15 protein-coding genes are annotated in these 17,124 nt (G+C 34.8%); 3 read left to right on the forward strand and 12 right to left on the reverse strand.

Annotated elements, in window-relative coordinates; translation table 11 throughout:
* Position 1: 1 nt before the first annotated feature.
* From F7O84_RS09195 to F7O84_RS09230, 8 genes are all read right to left on the reverse strand, one after another.
* A complete protein-coding gene (locus F7O84_RS09195; protein ID WP_151144297.1) occupies positions 2-769 on the reverse strand; it encodes a formate/nitrite transporter family protein in 768 nt (255 codons plus the stop codon).
* 111 nt (positions 770-880) lie between these two features.
* Positions 881-1,576 carry a Crp/Fnr family transcriptional regulator gene (locus F7O84_RS09200; RefSeq protein ID WP_207708052.1) on the reverse strand — a complete coding sequence of 232 codons (696 nt, stop codon included), beginning with the start codon at positions 1,574-1,576 and terminating at the stop codon, positions 881-883.
* A 75-nt stretch (positions 1,577-1,651) separates the two neighbouring features.
* Positions 1,652-2,293, reverse strand: coding sequence for a deoxyribose-phosphate aldolase (gene deoC / locus F7O84_RS09205; RefSeq protein ID WP_151144298.1), 642 nt, complete (start codon positions 2,291-2,293; stop codon positions 1,652-1,654).
* Between the two features lie 28 nt (positions 2,294-2,321).
* On the reverse strand, positions 2,322-3,611 hold the full coding sequence (locus F7O84_RS09210; protein WP_151144299.1) for an amidohydrolase family protein: 1,290 nt from the start codon (positions 3,609-3,611) through the stop codon (positions 2,322-2,324).
* Between the two features lie 7 nt (positions 3,612-3,618).
* The gene (locus F7O84_RS09215) at positions 3,619-4,572 is read right to left on the reverse strand and encodes an ABC transporter permease (RefSeq protein WP_151144300.1); all 954 of its coding nucleotides are present in this window, start codon (positions 4,570-4,572) and stop codon (positions 3,619-3,621) included.
* Positions 4,569-5,654 carry an ABC transporter permease gene (locus tag F7O84_RS09220; RefSeq protein ID WP_151144301.1) on the reverse strand — a complete coding sequence of 362 codons (1,086 nt, stop codon included), beginning with the start codon at positions 5,652-5,654 and terminating at the stop codon, positions 4,569-4,571. The genes F7O84_RS09215 and F7O84_RS09220 overlap by 4 nt, the downstream gene beginning before the upstream one ends.
* Position 5,655: 1 nt before the next feature.
* A complete protein-coding gene (locus F7O84_RS09225; RefSeq protein ID WP_151144302.1) occupies positions 5,656-7,188 on the reverse strand; it encodes an ABC transporter ATP-binding protein in 1,533 nt (510 codons plus the stop codon).
* A gap of 123 nt (positions 7,189-7,311) precedes the next feature.
* Positions 7,312-8,499, reverse strand: coding sequence for a BMP family lipoprotein (locus F7O84_RS09230; protein WP_151144303.1), 1,188 nt, complete (start codon positions 8,497-8,499; stop codon positions 7,312-7,314).
* 389 nt (positions 8,500-8,888) lie between these two features.
* On the opposite strand from F7O84_RS09230, the gene F7O84_RS09235 reads away from it, so the two are divergent.
* Together F7O84_RS09235 and F7O84_RS09240 are read left to right on the forward strand one after the other, a co-directional pair.
* Positions 8,889-9,653 carry a DeoR/GlpR family DNA-binding transcription regulator gene (locus F7O84_RS09235; RefSeq protein WP_243140851.1) on the forward strand — a complete coding sequence of 255 codons (765 nt, stop codon included), beginning with the start codon at positions 8,889-8,891 and terminating at the stop codon, positions 9,651-9,653.
* Positions 9,654-9,847: 194 nt separating this feature from the next.
* Positions 9,848-11,401, forward strand: a complete 1,554-nt coding sequence (locus F7O84_RS09240) for an ABC-F family ATP-binding cassette domain-containing protein (RefSeq protein ID WP_151144305.1) — start codon at positions 9,848-9,850, stop codon at positions 11,399-11,401.
* Positions 11,402-11,456: 55 nt separating this feature from the next.
* Here F7O84_RS09240 and F7O84_RS09245 read toward each other — a convergent pair whose 3' ends face one another.
* From F7O84_RS09245 to F7O84_RS09260, 4 genes are all read right to left on the reverse strand, one after another.
* Positions 11,457-13,622, reverse strand: coding sequence for a methyl-accepting chemotaxis protein (locus F7O84_RS09245; RefSeq protein ID WP_151144306.1), 2,166 nt, complete (start codon positions 13,620-13,622; stop codon positions 11,457-11,459).
* 190 nt (positions 13,623-13,812) lie between these two features.
* Entirely contained in the window at positions 13,813-14,073 is a 261-nt protein-coding gene (locus F7O84_RS09250) for a hypothetical protein (protein ID WP_151144307.1), read from the reverse strand.
* Between the two features lie 3 nt (positions 14,074-14,076).
* A complete protein-coding gene (locus F7O84_RS09255; protein WP_151144308.1) occupies positions 14,077-14,403 on the reverse strand; it encodes a hypothetical protein in 327 nt (108 codons plus the stop codon).
* A gap of 196 nt (positions 14,404-14,599) precedes the next feature.
* On the reverse strand, positions 14,600-15,091 hold the full coding sequence (locus F7O84_RS09260) for a flavodoxin family protein (protein ID WP_192451707.1): 492 nt from the start codon (positions 15,089-15,091) through the stop codon (positions 14,600-14,602).
* Positions 15,092-15,239: 148 nt separating this feature from the next.
* Here F7O84_RS09260 and asnB point away from each other — a divergent pair, with 148 nt between their 5' ends.
* On the forward strand, positions 15,240-17,093 hold the full coding sequence (asnB, locus tag F7O84_RS09265) for an asparagine synthase (glutamine-hydrolyzing) (protein ID WP_151144310.1): 1,854 nt from the start codon (positions 15,240-15,242) through the stop codon (positions 17,091-17,093).
* The last annotated feature ends 31 nt before the right edge of the window (positions 17,094-17,124 follow it).

Genomic DNA, 17,124 nt, shown 5'->3' on the forward strand with positions numbered 1-17,124 from the left:
TTTAGTCCTCCTTATTTTTTGATGCTAGATAATAAGGTAGAGCCACGAAAGCAATTCCCCCAATCATATTACCAACTGTTACTGTTACTAAATTATAGATATATCCGCCTAGACTAACGGCTTGCCCACATGGATCAAATAAAGAAATAGTAAGAAGCGTCATATTGGCTATACTATGTTCAAATCCAGATGTAATAAATGCAAACAGACACCAGAAAATCATAATTAACTTTCCGCTCTCGGATTTTAATTTTGTTCCACACCAGACGCCAAGACAGACTAAAATATTACATAAGATACCTCGAAGCAAGAGAGGAACAAAAGGAATCCCCATTTTTGTAGCAGAAACACTCGCAATGAATTCTCCGATTGCTCCTTTTGATAAGCCTGAATAATAAAACAAACTCGCAAGTATCACTGATCCAGCCAAATTTCCAATATAACAAATGCCCCATACTTTAAGTCCATCTGCTAATCCAATTGTTTTCTTCATTAACCCTGCAACTATTACCAGATTATTACCAGTAAACAATTCGGCTCCTGCCATCACAACTAAACTAAGTGCAATTCCAAACGAAACTCCCATTATGATTTTTGCATAAGGTTGCCCGATTAGCATCCCACCAATACTAAAGATTAATAAAATTCCAAATCCAATATAGATTCCTGCTAAAGTCGATAATAAAAAATATCCAATCGGATTATTTTTAAGTAAAGCGACTTTGGCGCCAGCTGCTTTTGCAACTGATTGATATTCCTCTTGAAACATAAAAAGAACTCCTCCTTTGTGACTTTTTTAACAATCTATCACAAATTTTTCCTCTCTGCCGTGACGAATCTCACGCTGTTTCAATAAATTTTATATTGCTCAATTTGTACTCTATATTGCCTTTTCGCTTTTAACTACCCTGATAAGACGCTCTGGGTCGCAAATGTAAAATCGATTCTTCCTTACTTTTATAATTTCTTTTTCTGTCAAGCATTTCACAACCCTAGAGATTGACTCCCTCTTTGAGCCAAGCATATCCGCTAAAAATGTTATGGATAAATCAAAATCAATCTGAATTTCATCTTTATCTTTCACTCCAAAGTCCTTTGCAAGTTTCCATAACTTAGCAGCCACTTGTTTTTCAAGATTCATCATGTTTGATGTGTTTCCAAGCTGATGATATAATCTTCTTACCTTTAGCGCCATGGATTCCATCACCAATTTTGTTAACTCAAAATCCTGCTCCATGAATGATAAAAACGCTTTTCTTTTAAAGGACAAGATCGTTACTTCACTCAAGGTTTCACAACTAACAGATGCTACTGGTTCTTGTAGAATTACTTCATTTAACATTTCACCAGCTTTGTATAGAAAAATTACTTTTTTATCTAATTTTTTATTTACCTTAAAAATGGACACATATCCTTTTACCACAAAATAAACTTGATTTACTTCTTCCTTATCCATAAAAATAAACTCACCCTTTTGAAAAGTTCTTATGGTTGCAAAACCAATCGCCTTTTCTTTTGTAAGGGGATTCATTTTTTGTAATATTGTTATTATCTCAAATGCTTCCTTTACAGTCATAATGCCCCTCCACCCTTTAATTTCATTTCCTTTTATACAAAAAAGAACGTGCTGTAACACACATTCTTTTTTGAATTATTTTATAATTTCAACTGTTGCGCTTGTACCCAAGCGATTTGCACCAGCTTCTACCATAGCTTCGGCCGTCTTCTTATCGCGTATACCGCCAGAGGCTTTCACGCCTACATTAGGTCCAACCGTCTGTCTCATCAGTCTTACATCTTCTACTTTTGCACCGCCTGTACTAAATCCGGTTGATGTCTTAACAAAATCAGCTCCTGCCTCCTTTGATAGTTCACATGCCTTCACTTTTTCTTCATCTGTTAATAAGCATGCTTCTATAATAACCTTTAGAATCGCTTTGTCTGTACACGCTTCTTTAACCTTTTTAATATCTTCTAAAACAAAAGCATAGTCTTTATCTTTTAAGGCACCTACATTAATAACCATATCAATTTCTGTAGCACCATCTAAAATAGCCATTTCCGTTTCAAAGCACTTAGCTTTGGTAGACATCATTCCAAGTGGAAAACCAACAACTGTGCAGACATCCACATCGCTTCCTTTTAATTTTTCTGCAACAAATGCTGTATAATATTGATTTACGCACACGGAAGCAAAGTTGTGTTCAAGTGCTTCGTCACATATTTTTGCTACCTGTTCCTTTGTTGCATCTGCTTTTAATATCGTATGATCAAATAATTTTGATGTTAACATATTCACTCCTTCTTGTACCTACTGGTACCTATTTTTTCATATTTTGAACAATGGATTCAATTCTTTCATACAATGCAGCTGGTTCCTCGCCAATATGGAATACGCCATCTTCATATAAAATAACACCGTTTACCATTGTCATCTTAACATTTTGTTTGCTTCCACTATAAACAATATTTTTTGTAATATTATGAATTGGCCTCATATTCGGTTGATTCAAATCTATCATGATAATATCTGCCAATTTACCTACTTCCAACGTATCACAATCATTAAGCCCCATGGCTTTTGCTCCTCCAAGCGTTGCCATTGAAAGAACATCATTTCCATCCATTGCAGCGGCATCGTTTAATTGCAATTTTTGCAAGCCTGTAACAAGAAACATTTCGCGAAACATATCAAGGCAATTGTTACTTGCTGGTCCATCCGTTCCAATTGCTAGATTGATTCCCATCTCCTTCATCTTCACAAGAGGAGCAATCCCACTAGCAAGCTTTACATTCGACCCTGGATTGGTTACCACTGACATATCATGCTCTTTGAAGATGGCCATATCTTCGTCTGTCATATGAATGCAGTGATACCCACCACCACCATATTCAAACATACCAAGACTATTTAAGAATGCTGTAGGTGTTTGACCATATTGTTTCAAACATCCTTCAACTTCTGACTGACTTTCTGAATTATGTGTATATACGGGTGCTTTGTAATGATTTGCTAAAGACGCAATTTTTTCTAGCTTTTCTCTTCCTGTTGTGTATTCCGCATGAAATCCAAGTTTGTAACTAATTAATTCATGATACTGATTATATGTTTTGTAAAATGTTTCCATTTCTTCAACAGACTGTGTAAAATCGTTCATCGCTCCAACAAGCACCGTTCGAAAACCACAATCAACAGATGCATCTACAATTGGCTTAGGCGAAAGATACATATCAAAATTAGCCGTTACACCACTTGTTAAATATTCCATAATAGCCAGTTTACTAAAATCGTATATATGGTCTAAATTAAGCTTTGCCTCCATAGGAAACACTTGATTATGCAACCAGTCAAGAAGAGGTAGATCATCTGCATAAGATCTTAAAAACGTCATACCTGAATGCGTATGTGCATTCTTAAATCCAGGCATTAAAAGATTCCCTGACACGTCAATTTCTCTATCCCATATCACTTCGTCACATCTTAAGTTTGATTCTTTTGGATTGGTTCCAACATAAGAGATCTTATTTCCTTCTACCCAAAGTTCTCCTCTTATTATCTCAAACCCATTTGCCATTGTTAATATTCTAGCATTATAAAATCTAATTTTCATGCGCTACCTACCTTGCTCCTTTGTCATAAGGAATACCTTCCGCTCTTGGTGCTTGAGAATTTTTAGAGGTAAACACAAGCACAACTAAAGTTGTTACATATGGTACCATTTTGTAAATATAACTTGGTACTCCAAGAGAAGCCAAAACTGGAATTCCTGAATAAGATGCTGCAATTGTCTTCATTAATCCAAAGAAAAAGGAAGCAAATAAGATTCGTACTGGATGCCATTGTCCAAAAATAAGTACTGCTAAAGCAAGGAATCCATATCCAGCAACCGTTGCATTAAAATTCGTAGATGTTGGAATAACAAACACCAAGCCACCAATCCCTGCAAAAGCACCAGAGATTAATACACCTGCATATTGCATTTTATATACATTAATTCCTACAGAATCCGCCGCCTGTGGATGTTCTCCACATGCACGAAGTCTCAAGCCAAACTTGGTTTTATATAATACAATCGTTGATAGAATCAAAATCAAAATCCCAATGTACGTAGTAATATAAGTGTTCTTAAAAAATAGATCCCCAATAATTGGAATATTTCCAAGCACTGGTACGGATTCAATACGAAATGTGTTAGTAAATTGAATTTGTTGTACACCTTGAAGTATTCTTGCAACAAATATTGCAAATGCAGGTGCAAACAAATTGAGCGCAGTACCACTAATGGTCTGATCCGCTTTCATATTGATGGAAGCAAACGCATGAAAGAGTGAAAATAGCATACCTGCAATTGCTGCTATGACTACTGCTAAGATTAATTGTGTTTGTCCGCTTAACACTCCTTGTGTACGGTTGATGAATAAAATACTAACAAATGCTCCCATGATCATAATACCTTCAAGCGCGATATTGATAATACCAGAACGCTCAGAAAACATTCCACCAAGAGCTACTATTAGTAGGGGAATTGTAAAAAACATGGTTTGCTGAAATACGGAAAATACTATATTCATGCTTTTTTACCTCCATTTCTTTTCTTATCTAAACGTTCCATAAAAGTTTTAATAATGAGTGCAAATGCACTAAAATAAATAATAACTGCTACAATAATATCTATAATTTCTGTTGAAAACTCAAATAACTGCAAATAAAATCCACCTGCTGTAATGTAAGCAATGAATAAGCCAGCTAAAAGAATACCAATTGGATTGGATAAACCAAGAAGTGCTACCGAAATACCTGTAAATCCTTCTGAAGCCAATACATCTACTACTTCGATATGTTTTCCAGAACCTGCAAGATATAAAAGCCCTCCTGCAAGGCCTGCAAGTGCACCTGCAATCATCATAGATAAAATAACATTTCTTTTTTCGTTCATTCCCGCATATTTACTAGCATCTCTATTAAAACCTGCTGCCTTTAATTCAAAACCAAAGGTGGTTCGATTTAATAAAATGTGAATGGCGATTACTGCGATTACTGCAATAAAGAATCCACCATTGATACTAGAATCAGGAAAAATAACATTTAATCCCATTTTTGGAATTTGTGCGGTTTTAGCAATTGGAAGTGATTGGTTACGCAGTGAATCAAATAACACCTTGCTTCCCTTTACACTGAAATTAACAAAATACATACCAATATAATTCATCATGATACATGCAATTACTACATTAACATTAAAGTATGCATTGAATGCACCTGGGATTAAAGCCCATAATGCGCCCGCTATCATACTTGCAATTACTGCAACAATCCATTGTGCATTTCCTAAGAAACCACCCCTTATTCCTACAATAATTGCTGCAAAAGCACCAACGATAAATTGACCAGGCGTTCCAATATTAAAAAGTCCTGTTTTAAAAGCAAATCCTACAGAAAGTCCTGTCAAGATAATTGGTGTCGCATAATAAAATACTTGTCCTACTCCCTTTAAACCATGTGTAAAAGAACCAGTTAATATCGTTAAAAAGCCTGGTAATGCTTGAGAAGGATTACTAATAATTAAAACGACAAAACCAAATAAAAGTCCTACAATAATAGCAAAAATGGACGACATTAAGCCTACATAATTCTTTTTCTTTGCCTCATTCATGCTACTTCACCTCCTCTTTCTTAGATCCTGCCATGTAAAGTCCAAGTTCTTGAATCGTAACTGTCTTTGGATCTAAATCTGCTACAAGTTCTCCTTCGTAAATTACTAAAATGCGGTCACTTAAATTCATAACTTCATCTAGCTCAAGAGATATGAGTAAAACTGCTTTCCCATTGTCTCTTTGCTCTATGATTTGTTTATGTATGAATTCAATTGCTCCAACATCCAAACCACGAGTCGGCTGTACCGCTATGAGTATATCCGGATTCTTATCTATTTCTCTTGCTATAATGGCTTTTTGCTGATTCCCTCCAGACATACTTCTGGCACTGGTAATACTCCCTTGCCCACTTCGAATATCATATTTCTCAATTAATTTTTTTGCATATTCTTCAATTTTTTTAAATTTTAAAAATCCATTCTTTTGAAATTCAGGAGTAAAATACTCTTGTAATACCAGATTTTCTCCTAATGTATAATCAAGAACCAAGCCATGCTTATGTCTATCTTCTGGGATATGTGACATACCATGTGTATTTTTATAGCGGATACTCTTTTTCGATATATCTTCTCCATTTAAAAGCACTTTACCAGAATCCATTCCTGATAATCCAGTGATTGCCTGAACTAGTTCGCTTTGACCATTTCCGTCAATTCCAGCAATACAAACTACTTCACCTCTTCGTACTTTAAATGTAGTGTTGTTTACCACACTTTTTGTATGTCCTTCTTTTTTTGCATTCACAGTAAGTCCAATTACATCTAATACCACTTCACCAGGCTTACTGTCCTTTTTCTCAATCTTTAAATTAACTTTGCGTCCCACCATCATTTCAGACATGGCCTGTTTGTCCGTATCTTTCACTTCCACAGTTCCAATATATTTTCCACGGCGAAGTACAGAGCATCGGTCTGCAACTGCCTTAATTTCATTCAATTTGTGAGTTATAAAGATGATTGATTTTCCTTCCTTTGTCAGGTTCTTCATGATGTTCATCAATTCATCAATTTCTTGAGGTGTAAGAACCGCTGTCGGCTCATCAAAGATAAGTATTTCATTCTCTCGATACAGCATTTTTAATATTTCAACACGTTGCTGCATACCAACTGTGATATCAGAAATAAGAGCATCAGGCTCTACAAATAGATTGTATTTTTCACTTAAGGCCACAACTTTTTTTCTTGCCTCTTTCATTTCCATCAAGCCATATTTTACGCTTTCCATTCCTAATACAATATTTTGTAATACTGTAAAATTATGCACTAATTTAAAATGCTGATGTACCATTCCGATGCCTAAAGCATTTGCATCCAAAGGACTGTTAATCTTTACTTCCTTGCCTTTTACTTTAATCATCCCTTTTTCTGGTTGATAAAGTCCAAACAATACACTCATAAGTGTGGATTTACCTGCTCCATTTTCTCCAAGCAATGCATGTATCTCACCTTTTTTAATTTGAAGTGTAATGTCGTCATTGGCTATAATTCCTGGAAATTCTTTTGTTATACCAAGCATTTCAATAATGTATTCCATATGTTCACCTCAACGTTTATTTTAAAAAAGAGGATGCTAAATAGCATCCCCTTTTATAGTTAACAAAAAATGCTTATTCAAACATTTTTATACTCTATTATCTATTCGCTATTACGATAGGAATTATTGTACAACGTTTACTTTTGCAACTTTTAGACCAAATGCTCCAACTGCTGCGTTTGTATCACTTTCTTTTGTATCATTGTTGATTTTGATTTCTCCACCTGCAAGTTTCGCAAAAACAGAATCATAATCATCTGATGAAAAAGTCTTGAATTTAGATGTTTCCATTGGAAGACCTACACCATCGTTAGCTGCAGTAAATGTAGTGGTTTTTCCACCTTGAAATGCGTTGTCATATACGGCTTTAATTCCATCATATACAGATACGGATAACTTCTTCATAGCTGAAGTAATTACGGTATCTGATTCAGGAGATTGATCAACGTCTACACCAATAACTGCTTTACCATTTGCTTCTGCTGCTGCCATAACTGAGTTACCAACTCCACCACCACAGCCAAAGATTACTTCTGTACCTGCACCATACCAAGAAGCTGCTAAAGTCTGTACTTCTGGAGTTGCATCGAATCCGCCTGTATAGTGGTAAGAAATTTCAACTGAATCAAGTCCTAATTCACTTGCTGCATAATCAGCACCTTGAACAAACCCGTATCCAAAACGGATAACTGCTGGTACTGCCATACCGCCCATGAAACCAAGCTTTGTATAACCGTCTTTTACTGCTGCATATCCTGCTAAGAATCCAGCCTCATCTTCCTGAAATAAGATAGCCATAGTGTTATCAGCAGTCTTATATTCGGAATAATCCGCATTATGTGGTTCTCCATCTAATAGGATGAACTTTACATCTGTATATTTATCTTGAGAAATAAATACTGCTTCTTCAAATAAATAGCCTGGGCAAACTACTACTTTAGCTCCACCTTCAATTGCTAAATCTATGGTTTCTACATAAGAATCTGTTGTTTTTTCTGCTGGCTGGTAATATTTATAAGACTTACCGCTTTCTTTTGCATATTGAACTACACCTTCCCAAGCACCTTGATTGAATGATTTGTCATCAATGGTTCCAATGTCAGTTACTAATGCAAGCTCATACCCATCTGCAGATGCCTCACCTTCTGCTACTGCATCTTCCTTTGTATCGGTTGCTGCGTCTGTTGATTCTGTTGTCTCTGTTTTAGAACTATCATTGGTAGGTTCTGTAGTTTTACTTGAACTTCCACATGCAGTTAATGAAGCTATCATACAGCCTGCTAAAACGAATGATAAAAGTTTCTTTTTCATAATAATATTTTCCTCCTTCAAGATGTGGGGTCGTTATACGACATTTTATAAATTAACTTAAGACCAAACGCTTGGACTTAAATATAACTTATCATATTATAGCAAAGCTTGGCATAAAATTGGCTACTTTTAAGTTACCTTATATCTTAAAAATAGCCTCGTTGCTACGCAAATCGTTACGTCCAAAATCAAATTTATAATATAATTTATTTAATTTGATTTTATCATTCTCTCCACATATAGTCAATACTTTTGTTAAAGTATGTTACTTTTCCAACATTTTATTGCATATTATTCATAGAAATGTTAGAATATTCACATTATAAGGAATATGAACTGTCATATCCAGAAAGGATCGCTGTATTGTCATGAGCAAAAAATATGAACGCATGAATCATTTAATAAAAATAATAAAAGATTCACAGGGAGCTTCTGCAAAAGAACTTGCTGCAAAATTTAACGTTTCTGAAATGACAATACGAAGAGATCTAAATCAGCTAATAAAACAAGGCATCATTAGAAATCAATATGGTGCTTTCTTCTATAATTTTGAGACTACCAAACCTTTGGATCATGCAGACGATCATTACGCTTTAGGAAGTGCTGTTACTTCTTTTATGGAAGAAAAAAGACGCATTGGAAGCTTTGCAGCAACCTTGATTGAGGAAAATGACATTTTAATTATTGATACTGGTTCCACAACAGAGTATCTTGCAAAGGCTTTACCTTCCACACTTAGTGCAACCATCCTTTGCTATAACCGCAACATCTTAAATCAACTTGTAGATAAGACAAATATATCCATTATCTTTGCAGGTGGATACTATCATGCTAATACAGAAATGTTTGAAAGTATGGAAGGACTTTCGCTTATTCAACATACACGAGCGAGTAAGGTTTTTATTTCTGCTGCTGGCGTTCATGAAACTTTAGGAGTGACCTGTGCAAATAATTACGAAATCGCGACCAAACAAGCTATTTTTAAATCTGGTATTGAAAAAATTCTTTTAATCGATTCCAGTAAATTTTCTATTATAAAATCCTCCTATTTTGCAAACATTGAAGATTTTGATACCATTATCACTGATTGCGGCATATCTGATACATGGATTGACCTCATACATTCCTTGCAAATCAAACTACACATTGTTTAATTGAACGAACACTTTGTGCTTGTAGGCACAAAGTGTTTCTTTCATATTGCTCGAAGAATTAATTCTCTTTTATCTAAACAAATTCTCTTTTATCCAAACAAATTCTGTTGAAAAACGTCTCCTGATATATTATAATCGTCAAAGCGGATCTTGAATTACTATCTATTAAAGTATGCACAGCCAAAGGAGATTTTATGAGTATATTAAATGTTGAAAACTTAAGCCATGGTTTTGGTGACAGAGCCATTTTTAATAATGTATCTTTTCGCTTGTTAAAGGGTGAACACATTGGCTTAATTGGAGCAAATGGAGAAGGTAAGTCTACTTTCATGAATATTATTACTGGAAAGCTTATGCCTGACGACGGTAAAGTAGAGTGGTCAAAAAATGTGCGTGTGGGTTATCTCGATCAGCATACTGCATTAGAAAAAGGTATGACCATACGAGATGTATTAAAATCAGCCTACGCATTTTTGTTTGATATGGAGTCAAAAATGAATGCTATCTGTGACAAAATGGGAGAAGCTTCGGAAGAAGAACTTGCGAACATGATGGATGAACTTGGTATCATTCAAGATCTTTTAATGGCACACGACTTTTATGTTATAGATTCTAAAATCGAAGAAATCAGTCATGCCTTTGACATTGATGAACTAGGTCTTGACAGAGATGTAATGGACTTAAGCGGTGGTCAAAGAACAAAAGTATTGCTTGCCAAACTCTTATTAGAAAAGCCAGATATTTTACTACTGGATGAGCCTACCAACTACCTTGACGTAACACATATAGAATGGCTAAAACGTTATTTACAAGAGTATGAAAATGCTTTTATCTTAATCTCTCATGATATTCCATTCTTAAATAGTGTTGTAAACCTAATTTATCACATGGATAACCAAGAATTAAACCGTTATGTGGGTGATTATGATAAATTCCAAGAAGTATATGCAATCAAAAAAGCCCAGCTAAATGCTGCTTACAATAGACAACAACAAGAAATTGCTGAATTAGAGGATTTCGTTGCAAGAAATAAAGCGCGTGTATCAACTAGAAATATGGCAATGTCTAGACAAAAGAAACTAGATAAAATGGAAAAAATTGAATTGGTTCGTGAGAAACCAAAGCCTGAATTTCATTTTCAGAATGCTAGAGCAGCAGGTAAATACATCTTTGAAACAAAAGACCTTGTAATCGGCTATGATGAGGCACTCTCTAAACCGTTAAACCTTTCTATGAAACGTGGACAAAAAATTGTATTAACTGGAGCAAATGGAATCGGAAAGACTACATTGTTAAAGAGCATATTAGGATTAATTAAGCCACTAAGCGGTGAGGCAGCACTTGGTGATTATTTATACATAGGCTATTTTGAACAGGAGATGGCTCCTGATAATACCTCCACATGCATTGAAGAAATATGGAAAGAGTTCCCTTCCTATACCCAGTATCAAGTGCGTTCTGCACTGGCTAAATGTGGATTGACCACCAAACATATTGAAAGTCAGGTACGTGTTTTAAGTGGTGGAGAACAAGCCAAAGTTCGATTATGTAAATTAATGAATCGAGAAACTAATATTTTACTTTTAGACGAGCCTACTAATCACTTAGATGTGGATGCAAAAGCAGAGTTAAAACGAGCTCTAAAAGAATATAAGGGAAGCATTCTTTTAATTTGTCATGAGCCTGATTTTTATGAAGGGCTTTCCACTGATATATGGGACTGCTCAAAATGGAGCTTAAAGATATAAAAAAATGAGGTGTTGCCACACCTCATTTTTTTAACTAAAATTATAACTTTGACTACTATTTCTCTATTTTAAAAGACTCTACCATTTCATTTAAATCCGCAGTAGAATATTCTAAGCTTTCAATTACCTTAGAAAGCTTTCCTGTTTGTTTATTGATATAAGATACCAACTCTAATGCTTCTTTGCTGCTTGTTTCTCCACGAATTGAATTTTCTTCATTTTGCTTTGCCATCATCAATATATTACTTCTAACTTCATTCATCAACACAGATTGTTCTGACATGGTTTCTAAGATATATGATATCGTTTTTGATATATCAATGACAAGGCTTACCGCCTTCATACTTTCTGTAGAATTTTCAATACTCGTCTTCACTTTATTTTCTATCGCCATGAAGCTAGCATTCGTTTGATTGATTTCATTTTGAATGGTATGAATCAGTCCTTCTATTACAGTAGTTGCCTCATTCGTTCCTTCTGATAGACTTTTAATCTCTTGTGCAACTACCGCAAATCCTTTTCCTACTTCTCCTGCACGAGCTGCCTCAATCGATGCATTTAAAGCTAATAGACTCGTTTGTTTGCTAATTCGATTAATGGTACTAATAATATTGGTAATCTCTAAGGATTCCTTTTCCAACGATGATATGCTTCCCATTGCTTTTACCATGGCATGTTCTAGTTCTTGATTTACAAGATTTGCCTCTTGTTGAACTTTAACTGGATCATTTTTAAAAACAGTAGCACTTGCCGTTTTTTCTTTCATTGTTTCAACCAAATGACTTAATTCATTATTTTCTAAACAATCTGCTATCTTATTCACTTCTATTTGCGTATTATGAAATAATTGATTTTGTTCCATCGCATTATTTGATAAGGTATGGACCATTTCTTCTATACTTCTCATACTATTTTGAATCTTTTGATTCGAATTTGACACTGTTGTCACTGTTTTTTGAGATGCCTTTAAGGAGTTTTTAACCCGAATTATCATATTCATTTGATTGCTTATAAATTTATTGAACCATCGGATTAGCTGACCTATCTCATTGGTGGAATCCATTGGCAGACGCTTGGTTAAGTCTCCTTCTCCCTCAGCAATATCCCATAAAGTGTTGGTTACGTTATTGAGTGGGGTTACGATTGTTTTTTTGCATATAGCATAAGTGACGAAAATGGTATAAAGGATTATGATTCCTCCTGATAGTAATTGATTCGATAAAAAAGAATCCAATACGTATTGAACCAATAAAGAGGAAGACGCCAAAATACCAAGATAGATTGGAATTCTTCGGCTCAAATGAGAATAGTGATAAATATCTTCAATATCTCCTTCACACATCATACCCCATACTTCATCAGAATAAGGTGGCTTAATAATTGTCCCTTTTCCCCCTACCATGATATGCCTGTAATCTGGATATCCAGGCCAACAATCAAGATTTTCTTCGTTATGTATTGTATTTTGAACCCCTTGATGAAGCTTACCAGTAGCTGGGTCGGTAAAAATAACTTCGAATTCTGTATGATCTTTTATTTTAACAATATCCCAATGCTTTGTTTTGATACCATCTTTTAGATTATCTCCCAAAGAAAAAGTTTGGTCTTCAAACCGACTTCGTGAGATTGCGGTCCCTGGCTCGATTCCTCTATTGCTTTGAATCATAAATAAATAATTATCACCAGAATCTTTATAAATATGGGTATCCTCCTCTTGAATCACGTTGCTCATATCATCGTTTAATACCCTTGCCAGTAAAATATATAGTTGCCCATTTATCTCAAGGGGAGTGGAAAAAAGTAAGGTTACTTCATCAAAAAAAGGTTTTTGTTTCAAATCTATATCAAGTGTTGCCTTATCGCAATATGGACCATACATATAATTTTCATTCTTGATTCCCTTTTTTATATTAGGAAACTCTGAAAAATCATTCCCAATGTGCCTTGTAAAGGAAGATGCAATGACCTTTCCACTTACATCACATAAAAAAACTTCTATCATTGTCTGTGACCTTTTTTGCGAATCATTTAAAACTTCTTGAATGATTTGCGCAGTTCCTTGTGATGATATCAACGTCCTTTTTACTACATCTAGCTGGAGCCAGCAATCTTTAAACCAGTTATAAAGGGCTGCCTTTCTTCCATTAGAAATACCTTCAAAAATTTGCTCTGCCTGTTTTCTTTTATGTCTGTTTGCGGCATATCTAAGTTTTTCTCTCATCGTAATTTCTCCCTTTTCGTATATTTGTATTCAAAACAAAGGATGCGCTTTCGGCCAATTCATCTTTTTTGTTAAAGGATACACAAAAAAGGACAAAAAGTGCCTATAACGACACCTTTGTCCTTCGACATAATTATATTGTAAAAAGGAAAAGATTACAATTACTTTTACAATTTTTCTACAATAAAACTTAATCTGGTTGCGTGACTCTTATTTTATCTTTTTTGGACTTGGATAATACTTCTTTTTCTACTTTCCTATGACACAGGAAATCTCTTGACTGATAAAACATTTGATTATCATCCTTAACCACAATCAAGTGATTCACGTAATAAATGGTGAGCTTTTGGCCTACGCACGTGTCTGTCTTGCTAGCCATTTGACATACAAAGCTCAATAAAATAAATAACACTAAGCTAATACGATAGAATCTGTGCTTTTTATTATTCATGGATCAGCCTCCAATTAATTGGCTAAAAACCTGCATTGCCTGTTGCCTAAGTTGTCCATTAAGTGCGGTATTGATTCCTATTGTAATTAAGAAACAAAGGATTCCCCATATAAGGATACGCACCAAAATATAAAAAGAATGGGTTAATAGTTCCAATAACTTTGCAAGAAAAGAAATTTTTTTGACAATAACATAGTCTTTTCCATTCTTCCCTTCAAGTTGTTCTACTAAAAGGTCGAATCGTTTCTTTTCTAAACGTTTTCGTATCAATCTTTTATTGTATGTTTTTTTCGTTTTTTTTGGTCTGCAATTAATTACCTCCCCAAGCATGTTCCTCCTCTCTGATAATAAGCATATGTGGTTTTTGGTAAAAATAATTAGTTTTGGATAAGTGCGCGAAGATGCGCTAGAAATGAATCTAGAATTCATGGATTTATCATATCAGCATTTGACAGGAAAAGCAATATCTTTAAGGATAAAACTTCCAAAAGGGTTACTATTTCGTAACCCCAAGGTCGCTATGCTTTTACTTTATATGATTTAAGATATTATAGCAAAATGTATCAATTTGTAGCTGATCTTCATTTGTTTTCTTTTTCGCTGGATTAACCAATGCAAGTGTTGCTGCAACTTGACAATTCTTAAGTTCATTTTTTAATTTTTCAAAACACTTACTTGCATCATTTCCCGACTGGCAAGCAAAGAAAGCAACACTTTTTCCACTCAAATCATTTTCTGATAAAAATGTTTTAATTGGAGGAGTATAGCTACTTGCCCAAACTGGTGTACCAATCACAATAACATCATAATCTTCTTTATTAAATTGATACGATTCTAGCTTCGGTTTTTCATTAAATATAACACTTTTTCCACCCCAGAAGAATTTACTTACCTTCCCAGTTGGATACTCTTTTTTAGGAGTCAAACATAGCATATCAGCATTCAACTGCTTCTTAATTTTTTCTGCTACAAATTTTACATTACCCTCCAAAGAAAAATATACTATAATCGCTTTCATTGTTATCTCCATCTTATTTTTTCAATCATTATAACATATATTGATTTTATTTCACATATTTAATTATTTTTACATAATATGAAGCATAGTACTTTATATAAGACATTGATTTCATGTCTTAACAATAAATATCAAAAGGGGACATAATATGTGTGGTATTGCAGGTTTTTTTAATCCTTACGAGCATTACTCAAATTCATCAAACTATTATAATGAAATATTAACTAGAATGAATACCGTACAAAAGCATCGCGGTCCTGATGATGATGGCACTTATCTTTCGGATGCCTTTGCATTTGCTCATGTAAGATTATCCATCATAGACTTGGCTGGTGGCCACCAACCCATGACCAGAACCTATTATAATAGCAATTATACGATTGTATACAATGGAGAGCTCTATAATACGATAGAACTTAGAGAGGACCTAAAAGCAAAAGGTCATTCCTTTTTCACCTCATGTGATACAGAGGTAATCTTAATTGGTTTTATAGAATATGGTCCCTCCTTCGTACAAAAACTAAATGGAATATTTGCTTTTGCAATTAGTGACGAAAGGAAAAATGAACTTTATCTATTTCGCGATCGCTTTGGAATCAAACCTCTTTTTTACACCCAAAAAGAGGATACTCTCATTTTTTCTTCAGAAATAAAAGGCATCTTTGAGCATCCATTCATTCAACCAGAAGTAGACATAAACGGACTCAATGAAATCTTTAGCATCGGGCCTGCAAAAACCCCTGGCATTGGTGTATTTAAAGACATGAATGAAGTTCTTCCAGGCTATTATTGTCAGTTTGGTAAAGATGGTTTACATCTACATCAATATTGGCAGCTTGAGGCTTATGAACATACGGATTCTCTAGAGGAGACAGTTGCCAAAACCTCCTTTTTAATTCAAGATTCAATCAAGCGTCAAATGGTTTCTGATATCCCGATTTGTACCTTCTTATCTGGTGGTCTTGATAGTAGCATCGTTTCCGCCGTGTGCGCCAACGAATTAAAAAAGAAAAATAAACAGCTTTCTACGTTTTCTTTTGATTTTGTCAACAATAACAGATACTTTAAGTCGAACTCATTTCAGCCTTCACAAGACAGACCATGGGCAGAAAAAATGGCTAAGTTCCTAGATTCCAAGCACATTTTTCTTGAATGTGACAAACTTAGCCTTGCCGAAAAACTAAAAGATTCGGTTCGAGCACACGACCTTCCTTCCATGGCAGATGTGGATTCCTCTATGCTATATTTTTGCTCTCTAGTAAAGGAATATAATGCGGTAACACTAACAGGCGAGTGTGCTGATGAAATTTTTGGGGGCTATCCTTGGTTTCACAAAGAGGAATGTTTTCAGGCACAAACATTTCCTTGGACGATGAATTTAGAACCACGTAAGGCATTGCTTAAAGATGATTTTTTAAACGAACTAAATATGGATGAGTATGTACAGAAAACCTATGAAGAATCCATAGCGCAAACTCCTCATTTATACAGCGAAAATAAAACCGAATCACGTAGACGTGAGATATCTTTCCTTAACATAAAGTGGTTTATGCAAACCTTACTAACAAGAATGGATCGCTGTAGTATGTATTCAGGATTAGAGGCAAGAGTTCCATTTGCTGACCATCGTTTGGCAGAATATGTATTTAATGTTCCTTGGTCAATGAAATATCATAATGAAGTTGTAAAAAGTCTACTACGCGAAGCTTCTATTGGACTGCTCCCAGAAGAGGTGTTGTTTAGAAAGAAATCTCCATATCCAAAAACCTATGACCCTGGATACGAAAGCCTACTTGCAAAAAAACTAATCGAAGTAATTGAAGAGCCATCCTCTCCCCTTCTACAGTTTATTGATAAAGCAAAAGTATACTTTTTTATCAATACTCCATCCGATTATGGTTCTCCATGGTATGGTCAGCTTATGGCTGCACCTCAGCTCATCGCCTATATGTTAATGATTAATGATTGGTTACTTACGTATAAGGTAAAAATCACTATCTGATGTTAATTTATCCTATATTCAAAAGGAGCAT

Origin of the sequence: Candidatus Galacturonatibacter soehngenii (genome assembly GCF_008830185.1) — a bacterium.
Lineage (GTDB): Bacteria > Bacillota > Clostridia > Lachnospirales > Lachnospiraceae > Lachnotalea > Lachnotalea soehngenii.

Bases quoted from the DNA above. Each gene is read 5' to 3' on its own strand.
- deoC (WP_151144298.1), bottom strand. From the start codon at position 2,293: ATGTTAACATCAAAATTATTTGATCATACGATATTAAAAGCAGATGCA.
- F7O84_RS09230 (WP_151144303.1), bottom strand. From the start codon at position 8,499: ATGAAAAAGAAACTTTTATCATTCGTTTTAGCAGGCTGTATGATAGCT.
- F7O84_RS09210 (WP_151144299.1), bottom strand. From the start codon at position 3,611: ATGAAAATTAGATTTTATAATGCTAGAATATTAACAATGGCAAATGGG.
- F7O84_RS09215 (WP_151144300.1), bottom strand. From the start codon at position 4,572: ATGAATATAGTATTTTCCGTATTTCAGCAAACCATGTTTTTTACAATT.
- asnB (WP_151144310.1), top strand. From the start codon at position 15,240: ATGTGTGGTATTGCAGGTTTTTTTAATCCTTACGAGCATTACTCAAAT.
- F7O84_RS09195 (WP_151144297.1), bottom strand. From the start codon at position 769: ATGTTTCAAGAGGAATATCAATCAGTTGCAAAAGCAGCTGGCGCCAAA.
- F7O84_RS09260 (WP_192451707.1), bottom strand. From the start codon at position 15,091: ATGAAAGCGATTATAGTATATTTTTCTTTGGAGGGTAATGTAAAATTT.
- F7O84_RS09225 (WP_151144302.1), bottom strand. From the start codon at position 7,188: ATGGAATACATTATTGAAATGCTTGGTATAACAAAAGAATTTCCAGGA.
- F7O84_RS09240 (WP_151144305.1), top strand. From the start codon at position 9,848: ATGAGTATATTAAATGTTGAAAACTTAAGCCATGGTTTTGGTGACAGA.
- F7O84_RS09220 (WP_151144301.1), bottom strand. From the start codon at position 5,654: ATGAATGAGGCAAAGAAAAAGAATTATGTAGGCTTAATGTCGTCCATT.
- F7O84_RS09250 (WP_151144307.1), bottom strand. From the start codon at position 14,073: ATGAATAATAAAAAGCACAGATTCTATCGTATTAGCTTAGTGTTATTT.
- F7O84_RS09235 (WP_243140851.1), top strand. From the start codon at position 8,889: ATGAATCATTTAATAAAAATAATAAAAGATTCACAGGGAGCTTCTGCA.
- F7O84_RS09200 (WP_207708052.1), bottom strand. From the start codon at position 1,576: ATGACTGTAAAGGAAGCATTTGAGATAATAACAATATTACAAAAAATG.
- F7O84_RS09245 (WP_151144306.1), bottom strand. From the start codon at position 13,622: ATGAGAGAAAAACTTAGATATGCCGCAAACAGACATAAAAGAAAACAG.
- F7O84_RS09255 (WP_151144308.1), bottom strand. From the start codon at position 14,403: ATGCTTGGGGAGGTAATTAATTGCAGACCAAAAAAAACGAAAAAAACA.